Origin of the sequence: Streptomyces antnestii (genome assembly GCF_004005495.1) — a bacterium.
In the GTDB taxonomy this organism is placed as follows: domain Bacteria; phylum Actinomycetota; class Actinomycetes; order Streptomycetales; family Streptomycetaceae; genus Streptomyces; species Streptomyces antnestii.
Genome location: NZ_RZYA01000016.1, coordinates 167,001 through 179,872, shown reverse-complemented (window position 1 = coordinate 179,872; position 12,872 = coordinate 167,001). Strand labels below are relative to the sequence as shown.

Here is a 12,872-nt window from a genome sequence, read left to right as displayed (position 1 = left end):
CGTTGCCCCGCCGTCTGCGGGGCGCTCTGCACAGAGCCGCTCCGGCGCTCGCGCTGTACGTGGCGGCACGCCTGACCGGCCTCGCCCTGGCCGCCCTGGTCTCCGTCTGGACGAAGCGGCCCATGTGGCCCCGTCTGGGCGCCTCCTGGGACAGCAAGTGGTACATGGGCATCGCCCAGCACGGCTACGGCACCGTGATCACGGCGAAGACACCTGGTGTCTCGTACAACGACATGGCGTTCTTCCCGCTCTACCCCGCCCTGGAGCGTGCCGTCACCACGGTCTTCCCCGTCGGTGCGGTGGACGCGGGCCTGGCGGCGGCCTGGCTCTCGGCCGGGGCCGCGGCGGTCGGGATCTACGCGGTCGGTGAGCGGCTGCACGGCCGCGGGGTCGGCATCACCCTGGTGCTCCTGTGGGGCCTGCTCCCGCACGCCATCGTGGAGACCATGGCGTACAGCGAGTCGCTGATGACCGCGCTGTCCGCGTTCTCCCTCTACGCCGTGCTCACCCGCCGCTGGCTGTGGGCCGGCTCCCTGGCCCTGCTCGCCGGCCTGACCCGCCCGAACGGTCTCGCGGTCGCCGCGGCCGTCCTCGCCACGGCGGCACTGGTCCTGTGGCGGAGCCGGGGCGCCCGTGACGACTGGCGTGTGTGGGCCGGCGCGGCCCTCGCGCCGCTCGGTTGGGCCGGGTACGTCGCCTGGGTGGGCCTGAGCTCCGGCAGCCTGCTCGGCTACTTCGACATCCAGAGCAACTGGGGTTCCCGCTTCGACTTCGGAGTGAGCGAGTTCGAGTTCCTCAAGGGCGTCTTCACCGACCGGGGCACGCCCGCGCATCTCACGTACTACATGGGCGCCGCCGTCCTGCTCGTCGCGCTTGTGGCGCTGGTCCTGTTCGCCCTGGACCGGCCGCCGCTGCCCGTGCTCGTCTACGCGCTGGTGCTGGTGGTCATCGCCTTCGGCGGCACCAAGTTCTACGCGTGCAAGCCGCGTTTCCTCCTCCCCGCCTTCCCGCTGTTGCTCCCGGCCGCGCTGGCCCTGACGAGGGCGCGGCCACGCACGGCCGCCGTACTCGTCTCCTGCGTCGCCCTGATCTCCTTCGTGTACGGCGTGCACTCGCTGTTCTACGCGAGCACCGCGCCCTGAGGAGCGTGCGGGGTCAGTCCGTGGCCGACCGTACGTGGACGCGGCCGCCGTCGGTCTTCACTTCCCAGCGCGGCTCGTCGACTGCCGCCGGCCCGCGCGTCGCCTTGCCGTCCGTGAGGCGGAAGACACTGCCGTGCCAGGGGCAGCGAATACAGCCGTCGTCGACGATCCGGCCCTCGTCGAGCGGGCCTCCGGCATGGGTGCAGGTCGCCGAGAGCGCGTACAGCACCCCTTCGTGCCGCACCAGCACCACCGGCACTCCCGCGGCCGTGACCCGCAGCGGTTCGCCGTCGCCGATGTCGGACACCGCCGCGACGTCGGTCCAGTCCTCGACGGTCCGCTGGAACGCGGTGTGGTTGACGCCGACGCCCCGGGCCAGGGACAGATGTCCGCCCAGGTAGGCGGAGCACGCCGTGACGCAGAGTCCGGCGCCGGTGAGGGCGATCCCGAGGCCGCGCCGGCCCCGGCGACGGGCGATCCAGGACGACGCCTGGACCGCGGACGCCGTGACGTTGAGGAGGGCGTGCACGAGGCCGACCCGCTGCGTCGCGCCATAGGTCTCGGACCAGTCGGACGCGCCCGTCCAGGCCGCCGGTCCCGACGCGATGAGCCCGATGCCGACAAGTCGACGTGCCGAAGCGGCTCCGGCGCTGCCCGCGGTCAGGTCCAGGACGGAGGCCATGGTCCAGGCGCCGATGGGGATGTCCGTCAGCATGGGGTGCAACTGGTGTCCCAGCCAGGTGCCCGACAGCGTGTTCTTGACGGCGTCGGAGCGCGTCGCCCGCGCCACCCAGCCGGCGGCCGCGCGCGAGGCGCCGTCGAGCGCGGTCAGGCCCTCGACCTCTTCGGTCAGCTTTCGCAACACGGTCGCTCCTCGTCACAGATGGCACACCACCGCCCATGGTCTCCCCTGCCCGGGCACCCGCCAACTCGAGCCGTTACTCGGTGTGGGTGGCCCGGAACCTGCGCCGGTACTCCGTGGGCGTCGTGTCCAGGCGTCGGCGAAACGCCCGCACGAGAGTGTCCGTCGTGCCGAAACCGCAGGTGGACGCGATGCGTTCCAGGGTCGCGTCGGAGGATTCGAGGTCGTGGCGCGCCTTCTCGACGCGGACGGACTCGATGTACGCGTGGGGCGTCATGCCTAGTTCGCTCTTGAAGATCCTGGTGAGGTGCCGGTCGCTGACGTGTGCGAACTCGGCCAGGTCCACGACCGTGAGCGGCTCCCCGATGTTGCGCAGGATGTGGTGGCGCAGGTCCTCGATACGCCGTGTCGTGGAGACCTGCTCCAGGGGGACGCTGAACTGGCTCTGTCCGCTCGGCCGCTTCAGGTACATCACGAGCTGGCGGGCGACGCGTAGCGCGACGGGCTCTCCGAGGTCTTCCGCGATCAGCGCGAGCGACAGGTCGAGGCAGGCGCTGATGCCGGCGCCGGTCCACACGTCGCCTTCGCGGATGAAGATGGGATCGGCGTCGACCTCCACCAGGGGGTGCTCCGCGGCGAGTTGCTGCGCGGTGGACCAGTGGGTGGTGGCGCGTTTGCCGTCGAGGAGGCCCGCGGCGGCCAGGAGGTGCGCGCCCACGCAGACGGAGGTGACTCGGCGCGTCCGGCCGGCGAGGGTCTTCACCCAGGTGACCAGCGCGGGGTCGACGAGGGCGTGCACACGGTGTTCGCTGTCGACCTCGACCGAGCCGGGCACGACGAGGGTGTCGATGCCCGCGGTGGCGACCTCCGCGAAGGTGATGTCGGGGAGGATGCGGACCCCGGCGCCGGTGGTGACGGGGTCCATGGTCTCGGCGGCGAGGACCACGTGGTAGTTCGCGGCGTCCTCCGTCTCGCGCCGGGCCAGGGAGAACACCTCCGGCGGCCCGGTGACGTCGAGCAGGTCGACGCCTTCGAAGAGGACGATGACGATGAGTCGTCGGGTGCCCGGCACGAGTCTCCCTGATCCACGGTCGCGGCATGTCTGTATCTGCATGTTAGGCGTCATTGCCGACACGCGAGCCGGGTCCTAGCGTGGAGGACGCGGCCCACCACACCGTTCGGGCCGCCGACCCCCAGCTGACATCCGAAGGCGGTACACCCATGTCCAGAACGACGCTGCGCGAGCTCAACGGCTTCGACGAGACGCCCGCGAAGCTGGCCGACTCGACGCTGATCCTGATCGACTTCCAGAACACCTACACCCGGGGCGTGATGGAGCTCGACGGCTGGGAGGCGTCGCTCGACGCCGCCGCCCGACTGCTCCGGCGCGCACGGGAGGCGGGCGCGAACGTCGTGCACGTCGTCAACGACGGCGGTGAGGGCACCCCGTACGACATCCGGGCGGAGATCGGTCGGATCCATCCCCGGGTCGCGCCGGTCGACGGCGAGCCCGTCGTCGTCAAGGAGGCGCCTAACGCGTTCCTCGGCACCGACCTGGACCGGCACGTGCCCGAGGGGCAGGACGTCGTCATCGCGGGCTGGATGACGCACATGTGCGTGGCGTTCACCGCGCAGGGCGCGTTCCTGCGGGGCAACCGTCCCACGGTCGCCGCCGACGCCACGGCCACCCGGTCGCTGCCGGTCCTGGGCATCGACCTGGAATCCCGTCAGGTGCACCACGGCGCGCTCGCCACGATCGCCGACCTGTACGGGGTCGTCGTCCCGCACGAGGCGGACATCGCCTGACGGCGCCGCCCCCCTAGTTCGGGGCCGGGTGTGTCAAGTGGCGCGGGATACCGGCAGACTTCATACGTCGCACTCAATCATCCCGAGGAATTCACATGATCACGCTCACCAAGGAAGACGGACCGGCAGATCTCGACGGTGTGACGCACCTGTCCATCGGAGTGTCCTGGGACCCCACCGCCGGCAGCAGTGGCGGTCTGATGGGCAAGCTGCGCCGGAACGCCGGAACCGACCTCGACCTGATCGCCATAGCCCTGCAAGGCGCCGACCCCGTACGGCTCGCGGGCCTCGACTCCCTGGACCCGCTGGGCAACGGCTCCTTGGTGCACAGCGGCGACAACCAGACGGGGCGTGGCGACGGTGACGACGAGACCGTGACCGTCGAGTTCGCCCGCGTCCCGGCCAACATCACGTCGATCGTGTTCGTGGCCGCCGCCTACAAGAAGTCCAGCTCCTTCCAGAAGGCGCGGAACATCAGCTTCAAGGTGTACGACGCGACCGGCGGCAGCTCCCAGCAGGTCGCCGACATCTGGCCGAGCCTGCTCACCAACGACAACGGCTGCCGCGTCGCCAAGGCCGTACGGGTCAACGGCAGTTGGAAGCTCGAGGTGCTGAACGAGACGGGGAAGATCAAGCAGGGGGACGAGCGGGCGCTGATGCGTTTCGCGGTCAGCAACCGGTAGTCGGGGAGCAACCGGTAGTCGGCGAGCGGGAGTTGGCGGGGGCCGGGCGCGTCATGGGACGTGCCCGGCCCCGCCCGTGCCCTTCAACGGTCAGCGGTGTGACTGTGGGTGCGCGGCCGTGGGTGGGGCGCTGCCGGCGGCCAGGTGCGCGAGGAACCAGGACCGTGCGAGGTCGGCGACCCGGTCGAGCGCTCCGGGTTCCTCGAAGAGGTGCGTGGCTCCCGGCACGATCTCGAGGCGGTTCTCGCACCGGAGCCGGGCCTGGGCCGCGCGGTTGAGTTCGAGCACCATCGTGTCGTCGCCGCCGACGATGAGGAGGGTCGGCGCGCGTACGTCGCCGAGGTGCGGTCCGGCGAGGTCGGGCCGTCCTCCCCTGGACACCACGGCGCCGACGTCCGCGTCCTCGGCGGCCGCCCGGAGCGCGGCCGCGGCCCCGGTGCTGGCGCCGAAGTATCCGATGGGGGCCGGTTCGCGGTCGCGGAGCCACCGGGTGGCTCCCGACAGTCTGCGAGCGAGGGTGCCGATGTCGAAGACGTTGTCCCGGTCGGCTTCCTCCGCCGGGGTCAGCAGGTCGAACAGGAGCGTGCCGAGCCCGGCTTCCTGCAACACCGTGGCGACCGCGCGGTTGCGCGGGCTGTGCCGGCTGCTGCCCGAGCCGTGGGCGAACATGACGACGCCCGCGGCCCCTTCCGGCCGTGCGAGGTCTCCATTCAGCCGCACCTCGCCGGCGTCCACCTCGACCTCGGTCGTGACCGGTGCGGGCCGCACACGTCCCGCGCTGTCCGCCGCCCGGGCCAGACACGCGGCCACTTCCTCGTCCGTGGTCTGCGAGAAGTCGACGTACCACTCACCGACGGAGCCGAACATCGGCGGTGCGGACAGGCACACCATCTCGTCCGCGACGCCGCTCAGCCGGTGCACCGCGTCGGGCGGCCCGACCGGCACGGCGAGCACCACGTGGGCCGCGCCCCGCGCCCGTACGACCTGGCAGGCCGCGGCCGCCGTGGCGCCGGTGGCGATCCCGTCGTCCACCACGATCACGGTGCGGGCGTCGCCCGCCGCCGGAGGCCGGCCGCCGCGGTAGCGCCGCGCCCGCCGTTCCAGTTCCTGCCGCTCCACGCGCTCCACGGCGGCGATGTGGTCCGGATCGATCCCGCAGTGGCGCACGATGTCCTCGTTGAGGACCCGCACACCGCCCTCACCGATCGCGCCGAACGCGAGTTCCGGCTGATAGGGGACGCCGAGTTTACGGACCACGATCACATCGAGCGGGGCGCCAAGCGCGCTCGCCACCTCGAAGGCCACCGGCACGCCGCCGCGCGGCAGCCCGAGGACGACCGGCTGCTCCCCGCGCAGATGTTGCAGCGCTGTGGCCAGCCGCCGCCCGGCATCCGTACGATCCGTGAACCGCACCGTGCTCGCCCCATCTCGCAGACGTCTCGAACGAGACGTGAGGCAGTCGCCTGCCTGTACCTCCGGGCTAACTCCGATCACGGCACGGCGCAAGTCGGGGGCGTACGCGCCGCCCGGCCCGATCCGGCCCGTGGCGCGACAATGGTGGTGCGGATGATGCGCTCCGTCACGGAGAGGCGGCCCCAGCCATGCCCTACATCACGGTCACGGCCCTGAGTCACACCGGGCTCCGACGCGACCACAACGAGGACAGCCTGGTCGTCGGCCCGTGGACCCTGTGCGGAACGGTGACGGAGAACCCTCAGACGATGGTGTTCCCGTTCGGCCACCCCCTCGTCGTCGCGGTCGCCGACGGCATGGGCGGGCAGCCCGCCGGTGACGTGGCGAGCAGCCTCGTCGCCCGCCGCCTGGCCGCGTACGGGCCGAGCCTGGACAGCGAGGACGCGGTGCGTGACGCGCTGGCCCTGTGCAACCACGCCGTGTACGCGGCCGCCGACCGTGACCCGGAGCTGACCATGATGGGGACGACCGTCGCGGGCGTGGTGGTCCTCGAAGGCGAACTGCTCGTCTTCAACGTCGGCGACAGCCGGGTGCTCGACGTGGGCCCGGCCGACGCGGATGAAGCGACCGAAGCAGCGGAAACCGACGAAGCGGACGAGGCGGACGAGGCACAGGAGTCGGCCCCGGCGGACGAGTCGGCCGAGGCGGACGAGACTCTGCATCAGGTGAGCGTCGACGACAGCCCGCCGCTCGCGCCGGGCCGGCGCACCACCTCGATCGTCACGCAGGCACTCGGCGGCGCGCCGAGTTTCAGCGAGATCACGCCGCACGTCAGCATGTCGCCGCTCTCGCCCGGGAAGCGGATGGTGGTCTGCACGGACGGTCTCACCGACCCCGTGCCCGAGGACCGGATCGACGAGCTGCTCCGGGCGCACGACGGCGGCCGCGCCGTCTTCGAGCTGTGGAAAGCCGCGATGGAGGCGGGCGGCCCCGACAACATCACGGTCGCGCTGGTCTCCGTCGCCGACTGACCCGGATCCTCGCGGCGACGGCCGTCTCGGCCCGAAGCCGTGGCCGTAGCCGTAGCCGTAGCCGTAGCCGTAGCCGTAGCCGTTACTACGGTCGCCAGGCTGCGGCTGTCCTTGCTCTCACAGCCTGGCGACCTGCTTTTGGGGGTTGAGCGCGGGGAACGGGTGAGTGAGGGCTCACCATGTTCCCCGCGCCCAAGCCGAGGTTCAGCACCCCGAGCCGGCCGCCGTCACGCGGTGCGCGTGTTCCGGCCGGCCCGAGGTAGCTGCCGTACGCGACGTCGTGGCCGCCGCCGAGGACCACCACGGGGGTGGCCACAGCCGGCGATCGGGGTGATCGCCGCGCCCGGACGCCGTTGTCCGGACTCCGGATCACCCTCGGCCACCTCGATGTCGCCCACCTCCACGGCACCGTTCGGGACCGGCGGTGCCATGGAGGCGAGTGCGCCGCGCAATATGTCAGGGCCGTTCGCCGCACCGGGGCGGCCCTGGTTGCCCGGGACCTTCGTCCCGGCCCGTCCACCCCGCGGGTGCCGCATCCACAGCCGGCGCCGCAGGGAGGACGGTGTCTGTTGTCAGCGCGCGTCGTGCTCCGACATCGGAATGCGCACGCCGCGCTCGTCAGCCACGTTGGCGGCGTGCTCGTAACCGGCGTCGACGTGGCGGATGACGCCCATGCCCGGGTCGTTGGTCAGGACGCGGGACAGCTTCTCGGCGGCGAGGTCGGTGCCGTCGGCGACGCAGACCTGACCGGCGTGGATGGAGCGGCCCATGCCGACACCGCCGCCGTGGTGGATCGAGACCCACGAGGCACCCGAGGCCGTGTTGACCAGGGCGTTCAGCAGCGGCCAGTCGGCGATCGCGTCCGAGCCGTCCTTCATGGCCTCCGTCTCGCGGTACGGGGAAGCCACCGAGCCCGAGTCGAGGTGGTCACGGCCGATGGCGACCGGCGCCGACAGCTCGCCGGAGGCGACCATCTCGTTGAACTTCAGACCCGCCAGGTGACGCTCGCCGTAGCCCAGCCAGCAGATACGCGCCGGCAGACCCTCGAACGCGATGCGCTCGGAAGCCATGTCGATCCAGCGGTGCAGGTGCTTGTTCTCCGGGAACAGCTCCTTGATCGCCTTGTCCGTCTTGGCGATGTCCTCCGGGTCACCCGACAGGGCGGCCCAGCGGAACGGGCCCAGGCCCTCCTCGAACAGCGGACGGATGTGCGCCGGCACGAAGCCGGGGAAGTCGAACGCCCGCTCGCAGCCGGCCTTGCGGGCCTCGTCCCGGATCGAGTTGCCGTAGTCGAAGACCTCGGCACCCTTGTCCAGGAAGCCCAGCATCGCCTCGACGTGCAGGCGCATCGAGTGCCGCGCCTTGTCCGTGAAACCGGCCGGGTCCGCCTCGCGCTCCTTGTCCCAGTCCGCCACCGAGATCCCCACCGGCAGGTAGGCCAGCGGGTCGTGGGCCGAGGTCTGGTCGGTCACGATGTCGATCGGCGCGTCCCGCTCAAGCAGCTCCGGGAAGATCTCCGCCGCGTTGCCCACCACACCGATGGACAGACCACGGCGCTCGTCGCGGGCCTGGACCGCCAGCTCCAGGGCGTGGTCCAGGTTGTCGGCCTTCACGTCCAGGTAACGGGTGCCGATACGGCGGTCGATACGGGTCTCGTCGACGTCGACACAGATCGCGACGCCCTCGTTCATCGTCACCGCGAGCGGCTGCGCGCCACCCATGCCACCCATGCCGGCGGTCAGCGTGATGGTGCCGGCCAGGGTGCCGTTGAACTTCTTGCGGGCCACCGCGCCGAAGGTCTCGTAGGTGCCCTGGACGATGCCCTGCGAACCGATGTAGATCCACGAACCGGCCGTCATCTGGCCGTACATCGTCAGACCCTCGGCCTCCAGCTTGCGGAACTCCTCCCAGTTCGCCCAGTCACCCACCAGGTTCGAGTTCGCGAGCAGCACACGCGGCGCCCACTCGTTGGTGCGCATCACACCGACCGGCTTACCGGACTGGACCAGAAGCGTCTCGTCGTTCTTCAGCGTCTTCAGCGTCCGCACGATCGCGTCGTACGCCTCCCAGGAGCGGGCAGCCTTGCCGGTGCCCCCGTAGACCACGAGCTTGTCGGGGTGCTCGGCCACCTCGGCGTCAAGGTTGTTCATGAGCATGCGCAGGGCACCCTCCTGCTGCCAGCCGAGGCTGTTCAGTTCGGGACCGCGGGGGGCTCGGATGCTGCGGGGGGAAACGCCGGTCATGCTGGCTCCTGAGAGGGGAGATCAAACGTTCTTCGCCACCTATGACACGCATTCGCGGGGGCGTGAACCAGTCAGGTCCCCCGGGATTCTCGGATCCGAGAACCCTGCTCGCCGGGACCCCGTCTCACCGCAGGCCGCCGAGTGGCCGCCGAGTGGCCTCCACCCCTGGTCTGACAGGCGCTTTCGCCTAGAATCTCGACGGCGCCCGCCTGTCCGGGCCTGGGGGAACGAAGGGGACGAGGATGGTGAGCGGCTTGGCCGTCGAGGGTGCGGACCTCGCGCGTCTGTACGCGGAGCAGGGGTCGAGCTCGACTCCCGCGTATCAGCGGGTGAAGGACCTGGTGATCGAGCAGATCACCAGCGGGCGCTGGCGTGAGGGCGACGCCCTGCCGTCGGAGAGCCAGTTCGTCGAGTCCCTCGGCCTGTCCCGGATGACGATCAACCGCGCGCTGCGCGAGCTGAGCGCGCAGGGAATGCTCCGGCGCGTCATGGGGGTGGGCACGTTCGTGCACGTCGACAAGGGCAGCTCCGCGCTGGTCGAGGTGCACAACATCGCCGACGAGGTCCGTCACCGCGGCCGCCGCTACCACGCGCGGGTGCTGTTCCTGCGGGAGGAGGCGGCGGGCCCTGACATCAGCGGCCAGTTCGGGCTCGATGTGGGGGCGACGGTGTTCCGCTCACGGGTGGTGCACTTCGAGGACGACGTGGCCGTCCAGCTGGAGGACCGGTACGTCAACCCGCAGTTCGCGCCGCACTACCTGGACCAGGACTTCACCCGGCGCACCCCGTTCACGTACCTGTCCGAGGCGGCCCCGCTGGGCCGGGGCGAGCACATCGTGGAGGCGGTGCTGCCCTCCGCGGAGGAGTCGGCGATCCTCGGCATCACGGAGTCGGAGCCCTGCCTGCGCATCCATCGCCGCACCTGGTCCCAGGACGCCCTGGTGAGCATCGCGCGACTGCTGCACCCGGGATCCCGGTACCGGCTCGAAGGCACGTTCGACACGCACTGACCGGCCCGGTGGGCGCACGCGCCGGGCGCCTCACACTCGGCGCACCTGCCGGCCGACGTCCGGCCACCCGGCGTACCTACCAGCCGGCGTCCGGCCGACCGACAGCCGATCACCCGACGTCCGATCACCCGGCGTCCCGTCACCCGCCCCGCGGCGCCCGACCCGACACGGCGGCCGTCAGCCGCGCCGCGCCCTGTTGCAGGGCGTCGCGCACCTCGACCGGGTCGTGCCGGGCGTAGTGCCGGTGCCACGTGCTGCTGAGGGCGGCCACGGGGTGTCCGTTGTGGTCGAAGGCGGCCACCCCGATCGACCGGAGCCCCTCGGAGACCAGCTCGATCTCCTCCGACCAGCCGCGCTCGCGGTCCCGGGCGAGCAGGGCGAGCAGTTCCGGCAGGGACCGCGGGCCCTTGCCGGTCCGGGTGATCAGGCTGCCCGGACGCGGGAAGAGCGCCCGTAGTTGCGCCTCGCCCGAGTAGGCGAGCAGGGCCCGGCCGTTGGCCGTCAGGTGGGCGGGCAGCCGGACGCCGATGTCCGTGACGAGCGGGGTGTCGACGTCGCCGGAACGGGCCGTGGTGGGGCGTTCCTTGAGCAGGTAGACGCTCTCGGAGCCGTAGAGGATGCCGAGGTGGACGGTCTGGCCGAGCCGGTTCGAGAGGTTGCGCAGGATGGGCCGCGCGATGCGTTCCAGGGGTTCGTGACGCAGGTACGCGGAGCCGATCTCGAAGGACGCGACCCCGAGACCGTACGCCTGTTCCTTGGCCACGTAGGTCACGAACCCGCGCTCCACGAGCACCGAGAGGATGTGGTACGCGGACGAGCGCGGGATGCCCAGGTCGCGGGCGAGCGCGCCCGCCTGGACGAGGCCCGGGCGGCCCGCGAGATGCAGGAGAATGTCGAGGGCTCGCCCGACCGCCGGAGAGGTGCTGCTGGACGTCGTCTCGCGTTCATTCATTAGTTCACCCCTTGACGACCCTGTATAGACAGGAATATACAAGTGCCCTCCGTACAGCGGGCGTGTTCCAGGTCGAACGGCCGAAGCAAGCACCCCCCACCCGTCCGGGACAATGCTGTCCCAAGGAGGGCAATTCGTTGACTGCACAACCGGCTACCTTGAGCAGGGGGCTCAAGGCCCGCCACATTCGTTTCATCGCTCTCGGCTCAGCCATCGGCACCGGGCTCTTCTACGGCTCCTCCGAATCGATCAAGGCCGCCGGACCAGCGGTCCTGCTCGCGTATCTGATCGGCGGAGCCGCGGTCTTCCTGGTACTGCGCTCGCTCGGCGAAATGGCCGTGAGCGACCCGTGCGCGGGATCGTTCGGCGAATACGCCACCAAGTATCTCGGACCGCTGGCCGGATTCATCACCGGCTGGACCTACGCCTTCGAGATGGTGATCGTCTGTCTCGCGGACGTCACCGCCTTCGGCGTGTACATGGGCTTCTGGTTCCCGGGCGTGCCCCGCTGGATCTGGGTGCTCGCCGTCGTGCTCGTCGTGGGCACGATGAACCTGTTCAGCGTGAAGGTCTTCGGTGAGCTGGAGTTCTGGCTCTCCCTGGCCAAGGTCGTCGCCATCGTCGCGATGATCGCGGCCGGTGTGGCGATCATCGTCTTCGGCCTGCACAGCGGTCACCACCACGTCGGCATCTCGAACCTCTGGAACCACGGCGGGTTCTTCCCGCACGGCGGTCAGGGCCTGATCATGTCCTTCGCCGTGGTCATGTTCGCCTTCGGCGGCACCGAGATCATCGGCGTCACGGCCGGTGAGGCGCAGAACCCGGAGAAGACGATCCCGAGCGCGGTCAACTGGATCCCGCTGCGCATCGTGCTGTTCTACGTGCTGGCCCTCGCGGTCATCATGTCGCTCAACCCCTGGCAGAACGTCGACTCCGCGGGCAGCCCGTTCGTCCAGATCTTCTCGAGCCTTGGCATCGGCTCCGCGGCGACCGTGCTGAACGTCGTCGTCATCGTGGCCGCCCTGTCCGCCATCAACAGCGACATCTTCGCCGCCGGCCGGATCATGTACGGCATGGCCGAGCGCGGCCAGGCCCCGGCCGCCATGCGCAAGCTCACCCGGGGCGGCGCGCCGTGGCTGACCGTCAGCATCATGATGGGCGCGCTGCTCCTCGGCGTGCTCCTTAACTACCTGATGCCGGAGAACATCTTCCTGATCATCTCCTCGATCGCGACCTTCGCGACGGTCTGGGTCTGGATGATGATCCTGCTGGCGCAGGTGGCGGCCCGCCGGAAGATGTCGGCCGAGGAACAGGCGAAGCTGAAGTACCCGGCCCCGTTCTGGCCCTACGGCCAGATCGTGACCATCGCGTTCATGGTCGGTGTGCTCGTGCTCCTGGCCTTCTCGTCCGACACCCGGGTCGCCCTCCTCGTCGGCGTCGTCTGGCTCGCGCTGCTCTCGGGCCTGTACTACCTGTGGGGCCGCCCGCGTAAGCCCGGTGCGGGCCTCACGCAGGAGGCGTCGCAGGAGCGGACCGCGGTGGAGGAAGCTCCGGCCCCGGACCTCGAGACGGCCTCGGCGGCGCGGCCCTAGAGCCACTGCCGCGCTTCACCCCGTGGACGCACCATGACGAGCACAGCCGATGTGCCTGTCATGGTGCGTCTTGCTGTACGGGCCTTGCTGCCGCCCATGCCACGGCCCAAGTCACGGTCCTTGCCCCCCGTCACGGCC

General features: G+C 70.6%; 11 protein-coding genes. 6 read left to right on the top strand and 5 right to left on the bottom strand.

Going from position 1 to position 12,872, the window contains the following annotated elements:
• Positions 1-2 precede the first annotated feature (2 nt).
• Positions 3-1,142: a hypothetical protein gene (locus EOT10_RS28790; protein ID WP_127831254.1), complete on the top strand. Its 1,140-nt coding sequence runs from the start codon at positions 3-5 to the stop codon at positions 1,140-1,142.
• A gap of 13 nt (positions 1,143-1,155) precedes the next feature.
• Here EOT10_RS28790 and EOT10_RS28785 read toward each other — a convergent pair whose 3' ends face one another.
• Both EOT10_RS28785 and EOT10_RS28780 read right to left on the bottom strand, forming a co-directional pair.
• Positions 1,156-2,007, bottom strand: coding sequence for a Rieske (2Fe-2S) protein (locus EOT10_RS28785; protein ID WP_223281271.1), 852 nt, complete (start codon positions 2,005-2,007; stop codon positions 1,156-1,158).
• A 73-nt stretch (positions 2,008-2,080) separates the two neighbouring features.
• Positions 2,081-3,076 carry a GlxA family transcriptional regulator gene (locus EOT10_RS28780; RefSeq protein WP_223281270.1) on the bottom strand — a complete coding sequence of 332 codons (996 nt, stop codon included), beginning with the start codon at positions 3,074-3,076 and terminating at the stop codon, positions 2,081-2,083.
• Positions 3,077-3,225: 149 nt separating this feature from the next.
• Between EOT10_RS28780 and EOT10_RS28770 the strand changes: the two genes are divergently transcribed.
• Positions 3,226-3,810 (top strand): isochorismatase family protein, encoded by a 585-nt coding sequence (locus tag EOT10_RS28770; protein WP_127831252.1) that lies wholly within the window; start codon positions 3,226-3,228, stop codon positions 3,808-3,810.
• 95 nt (positions 3,811-3,905) lie between these two features.
• Positions 3,906-4,493 (top strand): TerD family protein, encoded by a 588-nt coding sequence (locus EOT10_RS28765; protein WP_127831251.1) that lies wholly within the window; start codon positions 3,906-3,908, stop codon positions 4,491-4,493.
• A 90-nt stretch (positions 4,494-4,583) separates the two neighbouring features.
• Here EOT10_RS28765 and EOT10_RS28760 read toward each other — a convergent pair whose 3' ends face one another.
• Complete coding sequence (locus EOT10_RS28760; RefSeq protein WP_127831250.1) at positions 4,584-5,906, bottom strand: phosphoribosyltransferase family protein; 1,323 nt, start codon at positions 5,904-5,906, stop codon at positions 4,584-4,586.
• A 188-nt stretch (positions 5,907-6,094) separates the two neighbouring features.
• Between EOT10_RS28760 and EOT10_RS28755 the strand changes: the two genes are divergently transcribed.
• Positions 6,095-6,937 carry a PP2C family protein-serine/threonine phosphatase gene (locus EOT10_RS28755; protein ID WP_127831249.1) on the top strand — a complete coding sequence of 281 codons (843 nt, stop codon included), beginning with the start codon at positions 6,095-6,097 and terminating at the stop codon, positions 6,935-6,937.
• A gap of 572 nt (positions 6,938-7,509) precedes the next feature.
• Here EOT10_RS28755 and hutU read toward each other — a convergent pair.
• The gene (hutU, locus tag EOT10_RS28750; protein WP_127831248.1) at positions 7,510-9,180 is read right to left on the bottom strand and encodes a urocanate hydratase; all 1,671 of its coding nucleotides are present in this window, start codon (positions 9,178-9,180) and stop codon (positions 7,510-7,512) included.
• Positions 9,181-9,422: 242 nt separating this feature from the next.
• Between hutU and hutC the strand changes: the two genes are divergently transcribed.
• Complete coding sequence (gene hutC, locus EOT10_RS28745) at positions 9,423-10,190, top strand: histidine utilization transcriptional repressor HutC (RefSeq protein WP_127831247.1); 768 nt, start codon at positions 9,423-9,425, stop codon at positions 10,188-10,190.
• A 139-nt stretch (positions 10,191-10,329) separates the two neighbouring features.
• On the opposite strand, the gene EOT10_RS28740 is transcribed toward hutC, so the two are convergent.
• A complete protein-coding gene (locus EOT10_RS28740) occupies positions 10,330-11,142 on the bottom strand; it encodes an IclR family transcriptional regulator (RefSeq protein WP_127831246.1) in 813 nt (270 codons plus the stop codon).
• Between the two features lie 158 nt (positions 11,143-11,300).
• Between EOT10_RS28740 and EOT10_RS28735 the strand changes: the two genes are divergently transcribed.
• A complete protein-coding gene (locus EOT10_RS28735; protein ID WP_223281269.1) occupies positions 11,301-12,734 on the top strand; it encodes an amino acid permease in 1,434 nt (477 codons plus the stop codon).
• The last annotated feature ends 138 nt before the right edge of the window (positions 12,735-12,872 follow it).